Here is a 20,182-nt window from a genome sequence, read left to right on the forward strand (position 1 = left end):
TCCCACGAGAGGCGGCACCCATGAGCACCGAGCCGGTCATATCCGTCCGCGGAGCCCGGGCGACGCTCGGCTCGCGTCCCGTCCTGCGCGGCATCGACCTCACCGTCCGCCGCGGCGAGGTCGTCGCCCTGCTCGGAGCCAACGGCTCCGGCAAGTCCACGGCCGTGCGGTCCGTGATCGGCCAGGTGCCGCTCACCGACGGCCGGGTCGAGCTCTTCGGCACCGAACTGCGCCGCTTCCGCCAGTGGGCGCGGGTGGGCTACGTCCCCCAGCGCACGACCGCCGCGAGCGGTGTACCGGCGACCGTGCGGGAAGTCGTGGCCTCCGGCCGGCTGTCCCGCGCCCGCTTCGGTCTGCCCTCACGGGGCGACCGGGCGGCCGTGCGGCGCGCCATCGAGCTCGTCCGCCTGGGCGACCGCGCCAAGGACTCGGTGAGTGCCCTGTCCGGCGGGCAGCACCAGCGAGTGCTGATCGCCCGTGCGCTCGCGTCCGAGCCCGAGCTGCTGATCATGGACGAGCCGATGGCGGGGGTGGACCTGGCCAGCCAGGAGGTGCTGGCAGGGACGCTGCGCGAGCAGGTCGCCGCCGGGGTGACGGTGCTGCTGGTGCTGCACGAGCTCGGAGCGCTGGAGCCGCTGATCGACCGCGCCGTGGTGCTGCGCGACGGCTGCGTGGTCCACGACGGGCCGCCGCCCGAGGCGGTCGGGCAGCACGCCCTGCCCGGGCACGACCACGTACATCCGCATGCGGCCGACGAGCCGCTCCGCACGGGACTGCTGACATGATCCTGGAAATGCTCGAGACGCCGTTCATGCAGCGGGCGCTGATCGCGGCGCTGCTGGTCGGCATCACCGCCCCCGCCGTCGGCATCTATCTGGTGCAGCGCCGGCAGGCGCTGATGGGCGACGGAATCGGCCATGTCGCGATGACCGGTGTGGGTCTCGGCTTCCTGCTGTCGACGAACCCCATCTGGATGGCGACGCTGGTCTCGGTGCTCGGCGCCGTGCTGATGGAGCTCATCCGCACCTACGGCCGCACCCGCGGCGACATCGCGCTGGCCATGCTCTTCTACGGCGGCATGGCGGGCGGTGTGCTGCTGATCGAGCTCTCGGACAGCGGGTCCACGGCGAAGCTGACCACCTATCTGTTCGGCTCTCTGTCCACGGTCTCCGACGAGGACGTCTGGGCGATCGTGCTGCTCGCGGCCTTCGTGGTCCTGGTGTCGCTGGGTCTGCGGCGGCAGCTGTTCGCGGTCAGCCAGGACGAGGAGTTCGCCGGTGTGACCGGCCTGCCGGTGCGGGCGCTGAACCTGCTGGTCGCGGTGACCGCCGCGGTCACGGTGAGCGTCGCCATGCGCGTGGTGGGACTGCTGCTGGTCAGCGCCCTGATGGTGGTGCCGGTGGCCGCCGCGCAGCAGATCTCTCGGTCGTTCAAGGCGACGTTCGCGCTGGCGGTGGGGATCGGTGTGGCGGTCTCGCTGACCGGAATCACCACGTCCTACTACCGGGACGTGCCGCCCGGCGCGACGATTGTGTTGCTCGCCATCGCGGTGTTCGTCGTGCTGACAGCCCTGGCCGCGCCGCTGGCGCGGCGGCGGGCGAAGGCCATGGAAGCCGGCGGCGCGACCGGGCAGAGCGTGGCGGAGTGCACGGTGGACATGCCGGGCAGCAGACGCCCGGAGGACGACGTCAAGGTCTGAGCACGCAGCGGCCCGCACTGCTGCGCCATCCGGGCCTGGCACAATGGCCCGACATATGTGCGGGCGAAGCGAGGAGGCACCTGTGACCACGGCGCCAACCGGCGGGAACACCGCCCCGGTACGAGGCCGGTCGACCCGGCAGCGGGCCGCGGTGGCGGCGGCGCTCGACGAGGTCGACGAGTTCCGCAGTGCGCAGGAGTTGCACGACATGCTCAAACACCGCGGCGACTCGGTGGGCCTGACGACGGTCTACCGCACGCTGCAGTCCCTCGCCGACGCGGGCGAGGTGGACGTGCTGCGCACCAGCGAGGGCGAGTCGGTCTACCGGCGCTGTTCCACCGACGACCACCATCACCACCTGGTGTGCCGGATGTGCGGCAAGGCCGTGGAGGTCGAGGGGCCCGCTGTGGAGCAGTGGGCGGAGACGATCGCCGCGCAGCACCGCTTTGTGAACGTGGCGCACACGGTGGAGATCTTCGGCACCTGCGAGGAGTGCGCGGCCAAGTAGGCGGTTCGGCGACCAGCGATACGAGAGAGCCCCGCACCGGAGGGATCCGGTGCGGGCCCTTTTTGTACCGGCGACCGGCCGCACCGTCACCCTGACCGTCTCTGGAGAGGCGGCCGGGAGGGTCGGGCACGGGTGGAGCGGGTGGCCGGGGACGCATCCCCGACCGTGTCCGGGCTCGCGCCGTGTCCGGGCTCGCGCCGTGTCCGGGCTCAGGCCTTGTCCCGGCTCGCGCCGTGTCCGGCTCAGGCTTTGTCGAGCACGGCCATGTCCGCAGGGTCCACGCCACCGAAGCGGCGGTCGCGGGAGGCGTACTCCACGCAGGCGCGCCACAGGTCGCGGCGGTCGAAGTCCGGCCACAGCACGTCCTGGAAGACCATCTCCGCGTAGCTGCTCTGCCAGATCAGGTAGTTGGAGGTGCGCTGCTCGCCGCTGGGGCGCAGGAACAGATCGACGTCCGGCATGTCCGGGTAGTAGAGGTACTTCTGGAACGTCTTCTCGTTGACCTTCGCCGGGTCGAGCTTCCCCGCCGCCACGTCGCGCGCGATGGCCTGGGCCGCGTCGGCGACCTCGGCACGGCCGCCGTAGTTCACACAGAAGTAGAGCGTCATCGCGTCGTTGTCGACGGTCTGCTCCTGAGCGACCTGGAGCTCCTGGACGACCGACTTCCACATCTTCGGCATCCGGCCGACCCAGCGGATACGGATGCCGAGCTCGTCCATCTCGTCGCGACGGCGGCGGATGACGTCCCGGTTGAAGTTCATCAGGAAGCGCACCTCGTCGGGCGAGCGCTTCCAGTTCTCGGTGGAGAAGGCGTACAGGGAGAGGTTCTTGACGCCCATCTCCAGGCAGCCCTTGAGCACATCGAGCACGACGCCCTCGCCGACCTTGTGGCCCTCGGTGCGGGGCAGGCCGCGCTCCTTGGCCCAGCGGCCGTTGCCGTCCATGACGCACGCCACGTGGTTCGGCACCAGCTCGGCCGGGATCTTGGGCGGGCGGGCGCCGGAGGGGTGCGGCTCGGGGACCTTGTACTCGCGGCGGGACCGGCCCAGGATTCCGCGTCGTGCCATGCGGCTCACATCTCCTATTCGCTACTTCTCTACGTACCTCAGGGAGCGCAGTCCGCGCTCCAGGTGCCAGTGCAGATACGCGGACACCAGCCCGCTGCCCTCCCTGACATGGCGCGCCTCGCACGCGTCCGCCGTCGGCCAGTCACCGGTCAGCAGCGCGCTGAGCAGTCCGATGGCCTCCGCAGAGGGTACGACGCTGCCGGGCACCCGGCAGTCGCCGCATATGACCCCGCCCGCCGCGACGGAGAAGAACCGGTTGGGCCCGGGCAGCCCGCAGCGCGCGCAGTCGTCGAAGCTCGGCGCGTAGCCGTTGACGGCGAGGGAACGCAGCAGAAAGGCGTCGAGCACCAGATTCGGCGCGTGCTCGCCCCGCGAGAGGGTGCGCAGGGCGCCGACGAGCAGCAGATACTGCTGAACGGCCGGCTCGCCCTCGTGATCGGTGAAGCGCTCGGCGGTCTCCAGCATGGCGGTGCCGGCGGTGTAGCGGGCGTAGTCGGTGACGATCCCGCCGCCGTACGGGGCGATGGTCTCCGACTGGGTGCACAGCGGCAGCCCGCGGCCGACGAGTTCGCTGCCGCGCGCGAAGAACTGGACGTCGACGTGGGAGAACGGCTCGAGCCTGGCGCCGAACTTGGATTTGGTGCGCCGCACCCCGCGGGCGACCGCGCGTACGCGACCGTGACCGCGTGTGAGCAACGTGATGATGCGGTCCGCCTCACCCAGCTTCTGGGTGCGCAGGACGACACCGTCGTCACGGAACAGGCTCATGGCCCCATTCTCCCGTACGGGCAGCGGCGTCCGGTCACGGGTTGCGCGGAGACCAGACAATATACATGCGAAGCGATATAGTGATACACGTTGCCGTATACACAGGAGGTTGCCCAGTGAGCCGCACCGTGATCGACCTTGACGACGAAGCCCTTGCCGCCGCTGCCATAGAGCTCGGCACCACCACCAAGCGCGACACCATCAACACCGCGCTTCGCGAGGTGACCGCACGGTACCGGCGACTGCGTGCGCTGGAGGATTCCCGCAAGCACGTCGCCGACGGTGGCGTGGACATCGACATCCTCCTGGACAAGCGCAAGTACCGGGGTGGCGCCCGGGACGACGAGCCCACCGAGCCACGAAAGAGCGCGTGAGTGAACGTCGCCGACTACCTCATCGACACCTCGGCACTGGCCCGTGTCATGCTCGGTCAAGTCGCCACCGAGTGGGACGGCAGGATCGGCGCCGGTCTCGTCGCGATCTGTGACTTCACCGAGCTGGAGGCTCTGTTCTCGGCCAAGTCGACCGCAGATCGCGAGCGGCTGAAGCGCAACCTCGACACCTACTACGCCTGGTGCCCGCTCCCGGACGGCATCTATCGGCGGGCCCGCGTCGTCCAGGAGCTGCTCACCGCGAAGGGCGAGCATCGCAGCGCGGGCCCGGTCGATCTTCTCGTGGCCGCAGTCGCCGAGGAGGCGGGCCTCACACTGCTCCACTACGACCGGGACTTCGAGACCATCGCCCGCACCACAGGACAGCCGACCCGCATGATCGATCTCCGGAACTGACTCAGGGCAGTTCGCCCCGGCTGCGGGCGTTCACGTACGCCGTCGTCGCGGTGATCCGCTCGGCGGCGGTCGCGGGGCGCACGCTGTCCGGGGCGCACTCCCACTCCCGGCCGCCGCCGACGGGTCTCAGCGACAGGAACGGCCCCGCCTCGCCCATGAGCCGGCCCACGCGACCGGTGCGGGTGTCGACGACGTACGAGCCGATCGGCGGGATCTGCGTCATGGGGCCTCGCCCAGTCCCCTGGGCAGCGCGGCAGCGATCAGGCGGGCCGTGTCGACGTTGCAGCGGCCCAATTCGACGAGTGGACAGGGAACGTCCCGGGCGTACGAAACGGGGTCGATACGCAAGGACGGCAGCGTGATCCCGGACCGTTGCCCACTGGCGCAAGAGCAGCTACAGCAACGGCGAAGGCGGCAACTGCCTCGAGGTGACGGACGACATCCCTGGTGTCGTCCCCGTGCGGGACAGCAAGGTCCCCGCCGGGCCCGCACTTCTCGTCACCGCCGCCGCCTGGAACACCTTCATCAAGCAGACCTTTGAGAGGGCATAAGCCCGCCTTATGAGGTCATAGGGCCAGGCCGAGTACTGACTTAGGCTTGCCTTTGTTTAGGGTTACCGACGAGCCAGTTGTCGCCGCTCGAAGGGAACCTGTCATGCCCCGCCCCCTGCGGGTAGCCATCGTCGGAGCCGGCCCCGCCGGGATCTACGCCGCTGATGCGCTGCTGAAGTCCGAGGTGGCTGCTGCCGACCCCGGCGTGTCCATCGATCTCTTCGAGCGTATGCCCGCGCCCTTCGGCCTGATCCGTTACGGCGTCGCCCCCGACCACCCGCGGATCAAGGGCATCATCACGGCCCTGCACCAGGTCCTCGACAAGCCGCAGATCCGCCTCTTCGGCAATGTCGACTACGGCAACGACCTCAGCCTCGACGATCTCCGCACGTTCTACGACGCGGTGATCTTCTCCACCGGTGCGACCGCCGACCGGGCGCTCGACATACCGGGGGTCGAGCTGGACGGCTCTCACGGCGCGGCTGACTTCGTCTCCTGGTACGACGGGCACCCGGACTGGCCGCGCACCTGGTCGCTGGAGGCCGAGAAGGTCGCCGTGCTCGGCGTCGGCAACGTCGCGCTCGACGTGGCGCGCATCCTCGCGAAGACGGCGGACGAGCTGCTGCCGACCGAGATCCCGCCGAACGTCCACGACGGGCTCAAGGCCAACCGGGCCAAGGAGATCCACGTCTTCGGGCGTCGCGGCCCCGCACAGGCCAAGTTCAGCCCGATGGAGCTCCGCGAGCTGGACCACTCCCCCAACATCGAGGTCATCGTCGACCCCGAGGACATCGACTACGACGAGGGCTCGATCGAGACCCGCCGGGGCAACAAGCAGGCCGACATGGTCGCGAAGACCCTGGAGAACTGGGCGATACGAGACATCGGCGAGCGGCCGCACAAGCTGTTCCTGCACTTCTTCGAGTCGCCGTCCGAGATCCTCGGCGAGGACGGCAACGTCGTCGGCCTGCGTACCGAGCGCACCGCGCTCGACGGCACGGGCAACGTGAAGGGGACCGGCGAGTTCAAGGACTGGGACGTCCAGTCCGTCTACCGGGCCGTGGGCTACCTCTCCGACGAACTGCCCAAGCTGCCGTGGGACGTCGCGACGGGTACGGTCCCGGACGAGGGCGGCCGGGTGATCGAGGAGACCGGCGAGCACATGGACTCCACGTACGTCACCGGCTGGATCCGGCGCGGCCCGGTGGGTCTGATCGGCCACACCAAGGGCGACGCGAACGAGACGGTGTCCAACCTGCTGGACGACTACGCGAACGGCCGCCTGCAGACGCCGGCCTCGCCCGATCCGGAGGCGGTCGACTCGTTCCTCGCGGACCGGAACATCCGCTTCACCACGTGGGACGGCTGGTACCGGCTGGACGCGGCCGAGAAGGCACTGGGCGAACCGCAGGGCCGTGAGCGCGTCAAGATCGTGGAGCGCGAGGACATGCTCAAGGCGAGCGGCGCGTAAACCCACCCGAGAGGAGCCCGGCGGTCCCAGCGACGGGCGGGCAACCCGATGTGAGAGGGGCCCGGTGGCTACGGCCGCGGGCCCCTTCGCGCGGAGGGCGGGCCGGGCCCGGGCGAGGCAGGGGTTCCGGCGGTGACCGGCCGCTCCTATCCTGAGGAGGGAAGGGAGCGGCCATGGCCGTCCGGACAGCCCCCTCCGCCGAGCGGGCTCGGGACGCGGCGGCCCGGGAATCCTGGGCCGAGGCGTACGTGCTGCTGCACTCTCTCGACAGCAACGGCCCCCGAGCGGACGGGCCACACGCGGACACCTCCCGCCCACTCTCCCCCGGCGACCTCGACCTCCTCGCCGACGCGGCCTGGTGGAGCGGACACGTGGACGAGTCGGTCGACGCCCGGCTCCGCGCCCACGCCGGTCACGCGGCAGCGGGTGATCATCGCCGGGCGGGCTGTACCGCGTGGTGGCTCTACTACGAGTACCGCAGCCAGGGCCGCCCCGGGGCTGCCGCCGGCTGGCTGCACCGGGCCCGGCAGCATCTGGAGCACGAGCCGGAGTGCCCCGAGCAGTGCTTTCTCGCCTGGACCGAGTCGGAGGAGGCGCAAAGCGTCCCCGACCCCGAAGCGGCCCTGGCCGCCGCCCTGCGGATGTACCGCATCGCGGTGGACTCCGGCAGCCCCGACCTCATCGCGCTGAGCCGCCAGGCCCACGCGGCGGTGCTGCTGGCAAACGGCCGGCGGGCCGAGGCGCTGGCCCTGCTGGACGACGCGATGTGTGCGGTCACGGCGGGCGAACTGAGCGGCATGTTCACCGGCTGGCTCTACTGCATGGCGCTCACGCACTGCATGGCCGCCGCCGACTTCGCACGGGCCGTCGAATGGACCGAGGCCGCCATGGCCTGGTGCTCCGTCCCCTGGTCGCAGCACGCCACCCCGGCCTCCGGCGGCAGCGGCCCGGCGGACGGGGAGCTTCCGGCGGGCGCCGCGCTGACGGACAACCCCTTCCGCGGACTCTGCCGCATCCACCACGTCCAGGTGCTGGATCTCCTCGGATCATGGCCGCTGGCCGCCGCGGAGGCCGAGCGGGTCTGCCAGGAGGTCATGCCCGACTGTCTCGAGGCCGCCGCTGCCGCCCACTACGAGGCCGGCGAGATCCAGCGCCGCCGCGGCCGTCTCGAAGCGGCCGCCGCCTCGTACGCGCGTGCCCATGAACTCGGCCTCACACCGCAGCCCGGTCTCGCCCTGCTCCGCCTGGCGCAGGGGAAGGCGGATGCCGCCGTGACCGGTCTGCGCCTGGCCCTGGCATCCCAGGGCGAGTCGCCCGCCGACATGCTCGGACGTGCCCGGCTGCTCGCCGCGCAGACGGAGGTGGCGCTCGCCGTCGGTGACGTGGACAGCGCCGCCACCGCCGTGGAGGAGCTCGGGACGCTCGCCGCCACCGGACCTCGCCCGCCCGCCGCGACCCTGTTGCGGGCCATGGCGGACACCGCGGGCGGCTCGCTCGCCCTCGCGCGGGGCGGGCCCGAAGGCCCCGACGCGGCACTGCGACCGCTGCGCCGTGCGCTGGCGGGTTGGCTGGAGATGCGCATCCCGTACGAGGCCGCGCAGGTGCGCATGCTGCTGGCCGCGGCCTGCCGGACGGCCGGCGACGGCGAGGCCGCACGCCTGGAGCTGCGGGCCGCGCGGAGCACGTTCGAGCAGCTGGGCGCGGCCCCCGACGCCCGGCGTGCGGCGGCGCTGCTCAGCGAACGGCCGAGGAGCCTGCCCGGCGGGCTCACCCGGCGGGAGGCGGAGGTGCTGCGGCTGGTCGCGGCGGGCGGCACCAACCGGGACATCGCACGGGAGCTGGTGATCAGCGAGCACACCGTCGCGCGTCATCTGAACAACATCTACGCCAAGCTGAACGTGACCTCCCGCGCCGCCGCCACTGCCTACGCCTGCTCCCACGGCCTGGCTGCCTGATCCCGCGCCTATGGGCCGTTCTGCCCACGTCGGCCGCTCCCGTGATGTGCATGGTTCGGGCGATGCCCCCGGCGGTCCCCGCGGCCTACAACGGACTCATCGGCTCATGGCCCCGCAGACACGCCCCAGGGCCTCTTGAGCGCAACGCCCACCCTGAAAGCCGGTGCCCGTCATGACCGCGGTGACCGCCCCCTCGGCCGAAACCACCGACCTGGTCCTGGAACCCCTGCACGCCGCCGTGCGCGGCGACGTCGTCGAGCCCGGCGACCCCGCCTACGACGAGGCACGCCGGGTCTACAACGCCGCGCACGACCGCCACCCGGCCGTCGTCGTACGGCCCGTCGACACCGCCGATGTGATCGCCGCCGTGAATTTCGCGCGCGACCACGCCCTGCCGCTCGCCGTCCGCGGCGGCAGCCACGCGGTCGCCGGCCACGGCACGTGCGACGACGGACTCGTCATCGACCTGTCCCGCATGCGGGCGGTCCGCGTCGACCCCGTCGCCCGTACCGCACGTGCCGAAGGCGGCTGCACCTGGGGGGACTTCGACCACGCCACCCACGTCTTCGGCCTCGCCACCACCGGCGGGGTCGTGTCCACCACCGGGATCGCCGGACTGACGCTGGGCGGCGGCATGGGACACCTCGCCCGCCGATACGGCCTGAGCTGCGACAACCTCGTCTCCGCCGATGTCGTCACCGCCGAAGGGACCCTCGTCACGTGCGACGCCGCCCACCATCACGACCTGTTCTGGGCGCTGCGCGGCGGAGGCGGCAACTTCGGCGTCGTCACCTCGTTCCGGTACCGGCTGCACCCGGTGGACCTCGTCCTCGGCGGCCCCACCTTCTATCCGCTCGACGGCGACGTGGCGCGCCGCTGGCGGGACATGAACGCCGACGCCCCCGAGGAGTTCAACTCGCTCTTCGCCCTCCTTCTCGGTCCGCCCGCCCCGTTCCTGCCGGAACGGTGGCACGGCCGACCGGTCTGCGGTGTCGTGACCTGCTTCAGCGGCTCACCGGAGGACGACGACTCGATCCGCGGCCGTCTCGCGGAACTCGGACCGGCCATCGGTCAGTTCCTCGACCGCATTCCGTACCCGGTGATCAACACCCTGTTCGACGCGGATCTGCCGCCCGGTCTCCATCACTACTGGAAGGGCAACTTCAGCCGCGACCTGACCGACGGCGCCATCGACGTCCACATGACGTACGGCGCCACGATCCCCTCGATGCAGAGCGACACCGTGATCTTCCCGATCGACGGCGCCTGCCACCGGGTCGGTGCACAGGACACGGCTTTCGCCTACCGCGACGCCGCGTTCTCCCACGCCTTCGGCGCCAGCTACCCCGATCCCGCCGACACCGAGCACAACGTCGCCTGGACCCGTGCGTACGACAGGGCGCTGCGCCCGCACACCGAGGAGGCCGGATACATCAACTTCATGGACGCCGACGACCAGGACCGGGTACGCGCCAACTACCGGCAGAACTACGACCGGCTGCGATCGGTCAAGCGCCGGTACGACCCGGAGAACCTGTTCCGGATCAACCACAACATCGTGCCCTGAACGAGTCGTCCCGCTCACCCCTCCCCCGGGCTCACCAACCCCGACTCGTAGGCAGCGATGACCAGTTGGGCTCGGTCACGGGCGCCGAGTTTGCCCATGATGCGGCTCACATGGGTCTTGGCCGTCAGCGGGCTCAGGCCCAGTGACTCGGCGATCTCCGTGTTGTTCAGCCCACGGGCCACCAGCGTCAGGACCTGCCGTTCGCGGTCCGTGAGCCCGTCCGGGCCGCCCGACCTGGGCATCTGCGGGACGCTGAGGACACGGGCGATCAGCCGCGACGTCGGGCCCGGCGAGAGCAGGGACTCACCCGCTGCGACCGTGCGGATCGCGGCCAGCAGCTCCGCCGGCTTGGTGTCCTTCACCAGGAAGCCCGACGCACCGGCGCGCAGCGCCTCGACGATGTGCTCCTCGGTGTCGTACGTGGTGAGGACGAGGACCTTGACGCCCGCCAGATCGTCGTCCGCCGCGATCAGGCGGGTGGCCTCGATCCCGTCGAGTTCGGGCATGCGGATGTCCATGACGACCAGGTCCGCCCGTTCGCTGCGGGCCAGTTCGACTGCCTCCGCGCCCGTGCCGGCCTGGCCGACGACCTCCATGTCGCGGGCCGACTCCACCAGCATCGCGAACGCCGCCCGCACCAGCGTCTGGTCGTCGGCGAGCAGGACACGGATCGGGTTCACGGCGTTCATACGGCGGCCTCCGACGGTTGCAGGGGCAAGGTCGCGGCGACTTCGAAACCGGGGCGGTCGCCGCGCGGCCCCGCCGACAGCGTGCCGCCGACGCTGCGGGCCCGCTCGCGCATCCCGATGATGCCGAAGCCCGTGCCGGGCCCCTGCACCGACGCGTTCCCGTCATCGGTCACCGCGACCCGGAGGGCGCCCGCTTCCAGGACCACCCTCACGCTGATGCCTACCCCGGCTCCCCCGTGCCGCACCGCGTTCGTCAGCGACTCCTGCACGATCCGGTACGCGGCTGCCTCCACGGCGGGCGGCACCGGGGCGTCCCTCGTGCTCAGCGTCAACTTGGCGCCCGCCGTCCTCACGAGACCGGGCAGCGCCGCCAGGTCCGGCAGCGGACCGTCGCAGTCGGGTCCGTCGGCGCGCAGGACCTCCAGTGTGGTGCGCAGTTCGCCGCGCGCGGTGCGGCAGGTCTCCGCGATGTCGTCGAGTGCCTTGGCGATCGCGGCCCGGTCGAGCCGCTCGGGGTCGACGGTCAGGACGTGGGAGGCGACGGACGTCTGCACACCGATCAGGGTGATGGAGTGGGCAAGCAGATCATGCAGGTCGCGGGCGATCCTCAGCCGTTCCTCGGCGACCCGGCGCGCGGCCTCCTCCCCCCTTGTGCGCTCGGCGCGTTCCGCGCGGCTCACGACGGACGCGATGTAGCGGCGGTAGGTGCGTACGTCGACGCCGAAGACGAGGACGGCGAGGATCCAGCCCGAGGTGCGCAGCGACTCCAGGCCTTCGTGGGCGCCGACGTTGAACATGATCGTCAGGGTGACGCCCATGACGAGGCAGCCTACGAAGCAGGTGTAGAGGGGGCGGGCGGTGGCCGCCACGGTGTAGAGGGCGAGGAGGGAGGCGGGCACCGGCGCGGCGTGGGTGTTGTCGAGCGCGTGGTACGGCCCGACGCACGCCAGGACGGCGACCAGGACGTGACTGGGGTGCGAGCGTCGCCACACCAATGGCACGACGCTCCCCGCGAGCAGCAACCAGCCGACGGCGTCGGGCCTGCGGCCGTCGTCGACGAGAAGGGCGAGCGCGACGGAGAGCGCGCCGGCGGACGCGGCGATGAGGGCGTCGTTGCGCCTGCGGTGGGGGGCGGTGAGGGGGTCGCGGCTGACGGCGTTGAGCACGCGCTCGCCGAGGCGGGGGCGGGTGGGTGGCTGCGGCACGGTTCCATCCTGGGGTAGCGGTTGCGTTTTCCCCACCCCCGCCCCCTCCCGTCACCCGGGGCGGCGGGGCCGCGCATCGGTACAACGGGAAGGGGCGGGCAGGGAGCAGGAACGGCTCGCTACACCCGGGCCGCCGGTTCACGCTGCGCCGCCACCGCCACCGGCGCCCGCCGGCTCAGCGGGCCCGGCCACCACACCCGCCGGCCCAGCAGCAGGCTCGCCGACGTCACCAGATACGTACGGACCAGGAACGTGTCGAGCAGGACGCCGACCGCGACGAGGAAGCCCATCTGGAAGAGCGGCACCAGCGGCAGGTTCATCAGGACGGTGAACGTCGCGGCGAGCACGATCCCCGCGGAAGCGATCACCCCGCCGGTGGTGCGCAGCGCGGTCAGCGCTGCTGCCGTCGGCTCCGCTCCGGACAGGGCCTCCTCGCGCATCCGGTGCATCAGGAAGATGCCGTAGTCGACGCCGAGGGCGACGAGGAAGACGAACGAGAGCAGCGGAATGCTCGGGTCGAGCCCTTCGAACCCGAAGACCGGCTCGAAGACGAGCCCGCCGAGGCCCATCACCGCTCCCCACACCGCCACCACGGCCGCGGTGAGCATCAAAGGCGCGACCAGACTGCGCAGCAGGACGACGAGGATCAGCAGCACCGCGGCGAGCACGAGTGGGATGACGACCTTCTGGTCGCGGGCGCTGGTGTCCGCGAGGTCCAGTTGCTGGGCGCTCGGCCCGCCGATGTGGGCGCCGTCCAGATTCGCCCTCAGCGCCTTGATGGTGACGGTCTCACCGGGTGTCTCGGGTGCGTCCTTCGCGAAGACGGTGATCTCGGTCCAGCCGTCTCCCGAGCGCGCGGCGTGCGCAGCCGCCACACCCTCGGTGCGGCGCGCCTCGGCGAGTACCTCCTCCGCGGTGCCGGCCGGCGCGATGACGGTGATCGGCTGGGTGCTGCGCTCCGGGTACGCCTCGCTGAGCTGTTTCATCGCGGAGACGGATTCGGGCTGCCGGGTGAAGGTGTCCTCCTGGGCCAGGTTGCCCGGCAGGTTGAACACGCCGAGCGCCAGTGCGCCCAGCAGCAGCATCCCCGAGACGAGGACGGCGGCGGGCCTGCGTCCGGCGGAGCTGCCCATCGCGGCGAACAGCGAACGGCGTTGCGTGACCTCGGAGCCGTATGCGGGAACGAGCGGCCAGAACACCCGGCGGCCGAGCAGGACGAGAACGGCGGGCAACAGGGTGAGCATCGCGGCCAGCGCGCACACGACGCCCACGGCGCCGACCGGGCCGAGGCCGCTGGCGCTGTTGAGGTCGGCGGCGAGCAGGCACAGCAGTCCGGCGGCGACGGTGCCGGACGAGGCGAGCACGGCGGGGCCGCAGCCGCGCAGGGCCGCGAGCATCGCGTCGTACGGTCGCTCGATGCGGCGGAGCTCCTCGCGGTAGCGGGCGACGAGCAGGAGGGCGTAGTCGGTGCCGGCGCCGAAGACGAGGACGGTCATGATCGCGGCGCTCTGGCTGGTGACGGTGAGGCCGAAGCCCTGGATGAGGCCGTAGACGAGCGCCTGGGAGGCGATGGCCGCGAAGCCGACGACGGTGAGGGGGACCAGCCACAGGAACGGGCTGCGGTAGGTGAGGATCAGCAGCACGGCGACGACGAGAACGGTCGCGATCATGAGGGTGCCGTCGATGGTCTCGAAGACCTTCTCCATGTCGGTCTGCAAGGCGCCCGGCCCGCCGAGTTCGACCCCGAGCCCCCCGAGTCCTCCGTCCGGATCCGCGTCGAGCCGTTCGCGCACGTCGTCGACGAGGGCGGTGCGGGCGTCGTTGTCCGTGCCGGGCTCGGTGGTGGACAGCGGGTACATCAGCGTCGAGCCGTCCTTCGACGGGATGCCCTCGGGCGGTCCGCTGTCGAAGCGGTGCGCGCCGGTGATGGTGTCGACCTGCTGCTGGGCGTGCGTCCGGTCGGCGGCGGTGAGCCCGCCCTCACGGTGGTAGACGACGACCAGCTCGGTGGACTCCCCGCCCGGGAGCGCCTGTTCGATCCTGGCGACCTGGGTGGAGTCGGCGCTCGCGGGAAGGTAGTCGACGATGTTGTCGCGCTGCGCGTCGCCGAGTTTGCCCGCGAAGGGGGCGGCGAGGGCGACCACGGCGATCCACAGGACGACAATCGCCCAGGGCAAGGCCATGCGGCGCGCGGTCTGCGTCGATGGCGGTGGTGCGGTCGCTGTCGGTACGGGCCCCATGGGTGCCTCCCCTTCGTCACGGGCGTCCGGTGGCTGAATGCATCACCAGACTCCCGCCGACCGGAGGCGGTTTCGTCGCGCGCAGGGGCGACAAGGGGATTACTGCGCAGGGTGGCCCAGGAGGCTCCGTACTCCCTGGGGAGTACGGCGGCGGGAGCAGCCGGCCGTGCTCAGAACGGCGTCCGCGCCGTCTCCAGCAGCCGCGTGGTGTCGTCGTCGCACAGCTGCAGCGCCGCGCCGACCGTGGTGAGGACCTCGCGCTCGGCCGGGGTGTAGGGGCCGTCCGCGAGGGCGATCCGCGCGCCCTGCAGCAGGATCGACTCGCGCCCGGCCGGAGCCAGATGGGGGGCGAGCGGTTCCAGTGCCTCGTGGAGCTCGATGGCAAGCGCCGCTCCGTACGGCCCGGCATCCGCGACGTACCGTCCCGTGTCGGCGGCGAGGGCCTCGATCAGGGAGGTGAGCTGGTCCTCCGTGCAGTCGTCGAGTCCGGCGGCACGCACCGCGTGGACGGCGGTCTCGCGGACCGTGCGGGAGGAGGTGCCGCCCGAGGCGAGGACGGCGAGGGCGACGGTGTGCACCGCGTCCCTGAGCATCGCGGAGAAACGTCCGGTGGTGGGGTGGTCGAGGGCGTCCATGCCGAAGTGGGTGTGGCAGGCGGCGCATTCCACCACGGGACCGGCGAGTCCGCGCGGCAGCAGCGGCACTCCGAGGACCGTGAAGCGCCGCCTGCCCGTGCGACGCCGGTAGTTGCGGTCGCCACCGCATTCGGAGCAGAAGAACTCTCCGTCGCCAACGGTGTTCCAGGACGTGTGAACGCCGCATGCCCACAGTTTTCGGACGAACAATCCACGGGCTGGCAGCACGTCGCACCTCCGTCATTCCCCCGTAGCCCTTCGGGCACGGGTGGTGCCCCCACGGCAACACTGCCGCGTTGACGTGATGTTAGCCACACGGATGATGTCGCGTCAGCACCCCGGCGGCAGTACGAATCGACATGGCCGATTCCGCTCCCTGGCACAGTACGTGCGCAACACCGCAAAACACCGGGCCCGCTCCGGATGGAGCGGGCCCGGCGATCGGGTCGGAACCGGCGGCGTACTAACGGGTCGCGCGGTTGACGGCGGAGACGACCGCCTTCAGGGAGGCGCGGGTCGTGTTGGCGTCGATGCCGATGCCCCACAGCACCTTGCCGTCGATCGCGCACTCGATGTAGGAGGCGGCCTGCGCGGACGCGCCCTCGCTCATCGTGTGCTCCTGGTAGTCCAGCAGGCGTACATCGACGCCCACGGCGTTCAGCGCCTCGAAGAAAGCGGAGATCGGACCGTTGCCGGAACCGGTCAGCATCGTCTCCACGCCGTCGACGACCGCCTCGACGGCCAGCGTGTCGACGCCGTCCTTGTCGGTGGTGGTCTGGCCGGAGCGGATCTGGATGCGCCCCCACGGATTGTCCGGGTTCGGCAGGTACTCGTCCTGGAAGACGGACCAGATCGCGGCCGGCGTGACCTCGCCGCCCTCGGTGTCGGTCTTGGCCTGGATGATCCGCGAGAACTCGATCTGCATCCGGCGCGGCAGGTCCAGCTTGTGGTCGTTCTTCAGGACGTAGGCGATACCGCCCTTGCCGGACTGCGAGTTGACGCGGATGACGGCCTCGTAGGAGCGGCCGACGTCCTTCGGGTCGATCGGCAGGTACGGCACGGCCCACTCGATGTCGTCGACACTCTTTCCGGCGGCGGCGGCGTCCGCCTCCATCGCGTCGAAGCCCTTCTTGATGGCGTCCTGGTGGGAGCCGGAGAAGGCGGTGTAGACCAGGTCGCCCGCATAGGGGTGGCGGGGGTGGATCTCCATCTGGTTGCAGTACTCGCTGGTGCGGCGGATCTCGTCGATCTGGGAGAAGTCGATCTGCGGGTCGACGCCCTGGGAGAACAGGTTCATGCCGAGGGTGACCAGGTCGACGTTGCCGGTGCGCTCGCCCTGCCCGAACAGACAGCCCTCGATACGGTCCGCGCCGGCCATGATCGCCAGTTCGGCGGCGGCCACGGCGGTGCCGCGGTCGTTGTGCGGGTGGACGGACAGGCACACGTGCTCGCGCCGGGTCAGATTGCGCGACATCCACTCGAACCGGTCGGCGTGCGTGGACGGCGTGGAGCGCTCGACGGTGGCGGGCAGGTTGAGGATGATCTCGCGGCCCGGGCCCGGCTGCCACACGTCGCAGACCGCCTCGCAGACCTCCAGGGCGAAGTCCAGCTCGGTGTCGGTGAAGATCTCGGGGCTGTACTGGTAGCCGAAGGCGGTCTCGGGGCCCAGCAGCTTCTCCGCGTACTCCATCACCAGGCGGGTGCCGTCGACGGCGATCTGCTTGATGTCGTCCTTCGAGCCCCTGAAGACGACCCGGCGGAAGGTGGGCGCGGTGGCGTTGTACAGGTGCACGGTCGCCCGCTTGGCGCCCACGACCGACTCGACGGTGCGCTCGATCAGGTCCTCACGGGCCTGCGTCAGCACGGAGATGGTGACGTCGTCGGGGATCGCGCCCTCTTCGATGATGGAGCGTACGAAGGCGAAGTCCGTGTCGCCGGACGACGGGAAGCCGACCTCGATCTCCTTGTAGCCCATGCGTACCAGCAGGTCGAACATCTCGCGCTTGCGGGCGGGGCTCATGGGGTCGATCAGTGCCTGGTTGCCGTCACGCAGGTCCGTGGACAGCCAGCGCGGGGCCTTGGTGATCCGCTGCTCGGGCCAGGTGCGGTCGGGGATCTCGACGGCCTCGTAGCGGCCGTACTTGTGGACCGGCATGCCGGACGGCTTCTGGGCGTGTGTCGTGTTGGTGATCGGGGTGGGACGGCCGATCCACTGCGACTGAGACATTGCGTAGGGCTCCTCGGGTCCTTCGGAGAGGGACGGCCGACTGTGTCGAAGCAGCACCAGACTCCGCGGGGAGGGGGTCGGCCTACGACTACAGGCCCTCGCCGCGGCAGCTAAGAAGAAGCAGCCCGAAACGCATGATGCACAGCAGGCTAGCTGAGCCGCGGCGGGAGCGTGGGTCCCGTTCCAGTATGCGGGACGACCGAACGGTAACGGTCAAATGTGGCAGACCACTCCATTTCATTAATCGACCTCGCTTTCCGTGACAGACAACTCACCCGATGCCACATTGCCGCACATGGATATCCGCACCCGCACCCCCGTCTTCTGCGGCATCGTCCCGCCGCACATCCTCGACAATCTCGCCCGCGCCGACGACCGGGCGGTCTCCGGCCCCGCCCGTCGCACCTTGCAGGCCGACGCCGCACAGCGCACCGGCCGCCGGCTGACGACCGTCGTCGGCGCCGTCGCACGCGCGGTCGCGTCACCCGCCGACGGACCGCGCCGCACCGTCCACGACGCACACAACGGCACGGCGCTGCCCGGCACCCGCGCCCGCGGCGAGGGCGAAGAAGCCGTCAAGGACTCGACCGTCAACCGCGCGTACGCGGGCCTCGGCGCGACCTTCGAGCTGCTGACCGCGTACGGCCGCAGCTCGATCGACGGGGCGGGCCTGCCGCTGGACGCCTCCGTGCACTACGACGAGCAGTACGGCAACGCGTTCTGGAACGGCGAGCAGATGGTGTTCGGCGACGGTGACGGCGAGATCTTCCTCGACTTCACGGTCGCGGTCGACGTCATCGCGCACGAGCTGGCGCACGGCCTGACCCAGTACGCGGCCAACCTGAGCTACTTCGGCCAGCCCGGAGCGCTCAACGAGTCGGTGTCGGACGTGATGGGCTCGCTGGTGAAGCAGCGGACGCTCGGGCAGAGCGCGGAGGAGGCGGACTGGCTGATCGGCGCCGGCCTGCTCACGCCGCGCGTCAGCGGCGTCGCACTGCGCTCCATGAAAGCCCCGGGAACCGCGTACGACGACGATGTGCTCGGCAAGGACCCGCAGCCCGCGACGATGGAGGATTACGTCCGCACGGGACGCGACAACGGCGGCGTCCACATCAACTCGGGCATCCCCAACCACGCCTTCTACCTGCTCGCCACCCGGCTGGGCGGTCGGGCATGGGAGCGGGCGGGGCAGATCTGGTTCGACGTGCTGACCGGCGGCGATCTGCAGGTTGACGCCGACTTCGCGAGCTTCGCCCGCCTCACGGTGTCCGCGGCGCGTGAGCGGTACGGCGAGGGACAGGAGTACGAGGCGGTCCTGAAGGCGTGGTCGCAGGTCGGCGTGGACACGGCCGACTGACGTCCGGCGGAGGGGCCGGGGAGTGCCGTGCCGGCGGGTCGCTCCCGGGTGTCGCCCGGCCCCGTTCCGTACTACAACGGGAACCATGCGTATCCAGGTAAGGCGTACGGGAGGATTCGCCGGGATCGAGCGTCTCGCCGAGGTCGACACCTCGGGGCGGGCTGATGCCGACGAGGTACAGGCGCTGGCCGAACAGGCGGTCGCCGAGGGCAGACAGACCCCGCCCATCGGGGTCCCTGACGGCTTCAGCTACCAGCTCACGGTCGACGGGCGCACGGTCTACTGCTCCGACCCGCGGCTGACCGAGGCCCAGCGGCACCTGATCTCGCTGGTGCTCAAGGAAGGGGGGTGACGTGGGCCGTATCCAGGCACGCCGCCACAGAACGGGCGGCGCGCTCCGGCTCGTCGCCCGTCGCCCGGCCGGTCGTCCGGCTCAGAAACCCAGCTTCCGCAACTGCTTGGGGTCGCGCTGCCAGTCCTTGGCGACCTTCACATGGAGGTCCAGGAAGACGGGCGTGCCCAGGAGCGCCTCGATGTGCTTGCGGGACTTCGTGCCGACCTCCTTCAGGCGCTTGCCCTTCGGGCCGATGATGATGCCCTTCTGGCTGGGGCGCTCGATGTAGACGTTGGCGTGGATGTCCAGCAGCGGACGGTCCGCCGGGCGGTCCTCGCGCGGCAGCATCTCCTCGACGACCACCGCGATCGAGTGCGGCAGCTCGTCCCGCACTCCCTCCAGCGCGGCCTCGCGGATCAGCTCCGCGACCATGACCTGCTCCGGCTCGTCCGTGAGGTCGCCCTCCGGGTAGAGCGGCGGGCTCTCGGGAAGCATCGGCACCAGCAGATCGGCCACCAGCTGCACCTGTGAGTCGCCGACGGCGGAGACCGGCACGATCTCCGCCCACTCGATGCCCAGTTCCTTGCCCAGCGCGTCGATCGCGAGGAGCTGCTCGGCCAGCGTCTTGGAGTCGACGAGGTCCGTCTTGGTGACGATCGCGACCTTCGGCGTCTTCTTGATCCCGGCCAGCTCCTTGGCGATGAACCGGTCGCCGGGGCCGAGCTTCTGGTCCGCGGGCAGGCAGAAGCCGATCACGTCGACCTCGGCCCACGTCGTGCGCACGACGTCGTTGAGCCGCTCACCGAGCAGCGTGCGCGGCTTGTGCAGCCCCGGGGTGTCCACCAGGATCAGCTGCGCATCCGGGCGGTGCACGATCCCACGCACCGTGTGCCGGGTCGTCTGCGGCCGGGTGGAGGTGATCGCCACCTTCTGGCCGACCAGAGCGTTCGTGAGGGTGGACTTGCCCGCGTTCGGGCGGCCGACGAAGCAGGCGAAGCCGGCCCGATGGGGGGCTTCGGAAGACTGGGTACGCGCGCTCATGGCGCCCATTGTCCCTGATGCCGGCGGCCCTCCGTCACGCGCCGCCGCCGGGCACGCGTGACGGACTGCGCCACGGCCAC

At 70.9% G+C, this 20,182-nt stretch carries 20 protein-coding genes; 11 read left to right on the forward strand and 9 right to left on the reverse strand.

What is annotated here, in order from left to right; genetic code table 11:
- Positions 1-20 precede the first annotated feature (20 nt).
- The 3 genes from ACZ4SA_RS07920 (at position 21) to ACZ4SA_RS07930 (ending at position 2,207) form a co-directional block, all read left to right on the forward strand.
- Entirely contained in the window at positions 21-785 is a 765-nt protein-coding gene (locus ACZ4SA_RS07920; protein WP_468270994.1) for a metal ABC transporter ATP-binding protein, read from the forward strand.
- The gene (locus tag ACZ4SA_RS07925; RefSeq protein ID WP_468270996.1) at positions 782-1,699 is read left to right on the forward strand and encodes a metal ABC transporter permease; all 918 of its coding nucleotides are present in this window, start codon (positions 782-784) and stop codon (positions 1,697-1,699) included. Before ACZ4SA_RS07920 ends, ACZ4SA_RS07925 begins: the two co-directional genes overlap by 4 nt.
- Positions 1,700-1,781: 82 nt before the next feature.
- The gene (locus tag ACZ4SA_RS07930) at positions 1,782-2,207 is read left to right on the forward strand and encodes a Fur family transcriptional regulator (RefSeq protein WP_403860179.1); all 426 of its coding nucleotides are present in this window, start codon (positions 1,782-1,784) and stop codon (positions 2,205-2,207) included.
- A gap of 242 nt (positions 2,208-2,449) precedes the next feature.
- On the opposite strand, the gene ACZ4SA_RS07935 is transcribed toward ACZ4SA_RS07930, so the two are convergent.
- Together ACZ4SA_RS07935 and recO are read right to left on the reverse strand one after the other, a co-directional pair.
- On the reverse strand, positions 2,450-3,274 hold the full coding sequence (locus ACZ4SA_RS07935; protein WP_468270998.1) for an isoprenyl transferase: 825 nt from the start codon (positions 3,272-3,274) through the stop codon (positions 2,450-2,452).
- Positions 3,275-3,295: 21 nt separating this feature from the next.
- The gene (gene recO, locus ACZ4SA_RS07940) at positions 3,296-4,042 is read right to left on the reverse strand and encodes a DNA repair protein RecO (protein ID WP_468271000.1); all 747 of its coding nucleotides are present in this window, start codon (positions 4,040-4,042) and stop codon (positions 3,296-3,298) included.
- Positions 4,043-4,158: 116 nt separating this feature from the next.
- On the opposite strand from recO, the gene ACZ4SA_RS07945 reads away from it, so the two are divergent.
- Together ACZ4SA_RS07945 and ACZ4SA_RS07950 are read left to right on the forward strand one after the other, a co-directional pair.
- Positions 4,159-4,416 carry a type II toxin-antitoxin system VapB family antitoxin gene (locus ACZ4SA_RS07945; RefSeq protein WP_468271002.1) on the forward strand — a complete coding sequence of 86 codons (258 nt, stop codon included), beginning with the start codon at positions 4,159-4,161 and terminating at the stop codon, positions 4,414-4,416.
- Positions 4,417-4,830 carry a PIN domain-containing protein gene (locus ACZ4SA_RS07950; protein ID WP_468271004.1) on the forward strand — a complete coding sequence of 138 codons (414 nt, stop codon included), beginning with the start codon at positions 4,417-4,419 and terminating at the stop codon, positions 4,828-4,830.
- Between the two features lies 1 nt (position 4,831).
- On the opposite strand, the gene ACZ4SA_RS07955 is transcribed toward ACZ4SA_RS07950, so the two are convergent.
- On the reverse strand, positions 4,832-5,053 hold the full coding sequence (locus tag ACZ4SA_RS07955) for a hypothetical protein (RefSeq protein WP_468271006.1): 222 nt from the start codon (positions 5,051-5,053) through the stop codon (positions 4,832-4,834).
- Between the two features lie 205 nt (positions 5,054-5,258).
- Between ACZ4SA_RS07955 and ACZ4SA_RS07960 the strand changes: the two genes are divergently transcribed.
- The 4 genes from ACZ4SA_RS07960 (at position 5,259) to ACZ4SA_RS07975 (ending at position 10,374) form a co-directional block, all read left to right on the forward strand.
- Positions 5,259-5,381, forward strand: a complete 123-nt coding sequence (locus ACZ4SA_RS07960) for a DUF397 domain-containing protein (RefSeq protein ID WP_468271007.1) — start codon at positions 5,259-5,261, stop codon at positions 5,379-5,381.
- Between the two features lie 103 nt (positions 5,382-5,484).
- Positions 5,485-6,852 (forward strand): FAD-dependent oxidoreductase, encoded by a 1,368-nt coding sequence (locus ACZ4SA_RS07965; RefSeq protein WP_468271009.1) that lies wholly within the window; start codon positions 5,485-5,487, stop codon positions 6,850-6,852.
- Between the two features lie 173 nt (positions 6,853-7,025).
- On the forward strand, positions 7,026-8,807 hold the full coding sequence (locus tag ACZ4SA_RS07970) for a helix-turn-helix transcriptional regulator (protein WP_468271011.1): 1,782 nt from the start codon (positions 7,026-7,028) through the stop codon (positions 8,805-8,807).
- Between the two features lie 172 nt (positions 8,808-8,979).
- Positions 8,980-10,374: an FAD-binding oxidoreductase gene (locus ACZ4SA_RS07975; protein WP_468271238.1), complete on the forward strand. Its 1,395-nt coding sequence runs from the start codon at positions 8,980-8,982 to the stop codon at positions 10,372-10,374.
- 14 nt (positions 10,375-10,388) lie between these two features.
- Here ACZ4SA_RS07975 and ACZ4SA_RS07980 read toward each other — a convergent pair whose 3' ends face one another.
- The 5 genes from ACZ4SA_RS07980 to leuA form a co-directional block, all read right to left on the reverse strand.
- Positions 10,389-11,063: a response regulator gene (locus tag ACZ4SA_RS07980; protein ID WP_468271013.1), complete on the reverse strand. Its 675-nt coding sequence runs from the start codon at positions 11,061-11,063 to the stop codon at positions 10,389-10,391.
- A complete protein-coding gene (locus tag ACZ4SA_RS07985; protein ID WP_468271015.1) occupies positions 11,060-12,268 on the reverse strand; it encodes a sensor histidine kinase in 1,209 nt (402 codons plus the stop codon). Before ACZ4SA_RS07985 ends, ACZ4SA_RS07980 begins: the two co-directional genes overlap by 4 nt.
- Positions 12,269-12,387: 119 nt before the next feature.
- On the reverse strand, positions 12,388-14,451 hold the full coding sequence (locus tag ACZ4SA_RS07990; RefSeq protein ID WP_468271017.1) for an MMPL family transporter: 2,064 nt from the start codon (positions 14,449-14,451) through the stop codon (positions 12,388-12,390).
- A 227-nt stretch (positions 14,452-14,678) separates the two neighbouring features.
- Positions 14,679-15,371, reverse strand: a complete 693-nt coding sequence (locus ACZ4SA_RS07995) for a tellurite resistance TerB family protein (RefSeq protein WP_468271019.1) — start codon at positions 15,369-15,371, stop codon at positions 14,679-14,681.
- 235 nt (positions 15,372-15,606) lie between these two features.
- Positions 15,607-17,370, reverse strand: coding sequence for a 2-isopropylmalate synthase (gene leuA / locus ACZ4SA_RS08000; protein WP_468271021.1), 1,764 nt, complete (start codon positions 17,368-17,370; stop codon positions 15,607-15,609).
- Between the two features lie 295 nt (positions 17,371-17,665).
- Here leuA and ACZ4SA_RS08005 point away from each other — a divergent pair, with 295 nt between their 5' ends.
- Both ACZ4SA_RS08005 and ACZ4SA_RS08010 read left to right on the forward strand, forming a co-directional pair.
- Positions 17,666-18,727, forward strand: coding sequence for a M4 family metallopeptidase (locus ACZ4SA_RS08005; protein WP_468271023.1), 1,062 nt, complete (start codon positions 17,666-17,668; stop codon positions 18,725-18,727).
- Positions 18,728-18,812: 85 nt separating this feature from the next.
- Complete coding sequence (locus tag ACZ4SA_RS08010) at positions 18,813-19,079, forward strand: protealysin inhibitor emfourin (protein WP_468271025.1); 267 nt, start codon at positions 18,813-18,815, stop codon at positions 19,077-19,079.
- Positions 19,080-19,160: 81 nt separating this feature from the next.
- Here ACZ4SA_RS08010 and era read toward each other — a convergent pair whose 3' ends face one another.
- The gene (gene era, locus ACZ4SA_RS08015; protein ID WP_468271027.1) at positions 19,161-20,102 is read right to left on the reverse strand and encodes a GTPase Era; all 942 of its coding nucleotides are present in this window, start codon (positions 20,100-20,102) and stop codon (positions 19,161-19,163) included.
- Positions 20,103-20,182 lie beyond the last annotated feature (80 nt).

This window comes from Streptomyces sp. NPDC027962 (assembly GCF_055566095.1).

Bases quoted from the DNA above. Each gene is read 5' to 3' on its own strand.
- recO (WP_468271000.1), bottom strand. From the start codon at position 4,042: ATGAGCCTGTTCCGTGACGACGGTGTCGTCCTGCGCACCCAGAAGCTG.
- ACZ4SA_RS07990 (WP_468271017.1), bottom strand. From the start codon at position 14,451: ATGGCCTTGCCCTGGGCGATTGTCGTCCTGTGGATCGCCGTGGTCGCC.
- ACZ4SA_RS07955 (WP_468271006.1), bottom strand. From the start codon at position 5,053: ATGACGCAGATCCCGCCGATCGGCTCGTACGTCGTCGACACCCGCACC.
- ACZ4SA_RS07965 (WP_468271009.1), top strand. From the start codon at position 5,485: ATGCCCCGCCCCCTGCGGGTAGCCATCGTCGGAGCCGGCCCCGCCGGG.
- ACZ4SA_RS07970 (WP_468271011.1), top strand. From the start codon at position 7,026: ATGGCCGTCCGGACAGCCCCCTCCGCCGAGCGGGCTCGGGACGCGGCG.
- ACZ4SA_RS08005 (WP_468271023.1), top strand. From the start codon at position 17,666: ATGGATATCCGCACCCGCACCCCCGTCTTCTGCGGCATCGTCCCGCCG.
- ACZ4SA_RS07920 (WP_468270994.1), top strand. From the start codon at position 21: ATGAGCACCGAGCCGGTCATATCCGTCCGCGGAGCCCGGGCGACGCTC.
- ACZ4SA_RS07975 (WP_468271238.1), top strand. From the start codon at position 8,980: ATGACCGCGGTGACCGCCCCCTCGGCCGAAACCACCGACCTGGTCCTG.
- ACZ4SA_RS07925 (WP_468270996.1), top strand. From the start codon at position 782: ATGATCCTGGAAATGCTCGAGACGCCGTTCATGCAGCGGGCGCTGATC.
- ACZ4SA_RS07935 (WP_468270998.1), bottom strand. From the start codon at position 3,274: ATGGCACGACGCGGAATCCTGGGCCGGTCCCGCCGCGAGTACAAGGTC.
- leuA (WP_468271021.1), bottom strand. From the start codon at position 17,370: ATGTCTCAGTCGCAGTGGATCGGCCGTCCCACCCCGATCACCAACACG.
- ACZ4SA_RS08010 (WP_468271025.1), top strand. From the start codon at position 18,813: ATGCGTATCCAGGTAAGGCGTACGGGAGGATTCGCCGGGATCGAGCGT.
- era (WP_468271027.1), bottom strand. From the start codon at position 20,102: ATGAGCGCGCGTACCCAGTCTTCCGAAGCCCCCCATCGGGCCGGCTTC.
- ACZ4SA_RS07980 (WP_468271013.1), bottom strand. From the start codon at position 11,063: ATGAACGCCGTGAACCCGATCCGTGTCCTGCTCGCCGACGACCAGACG.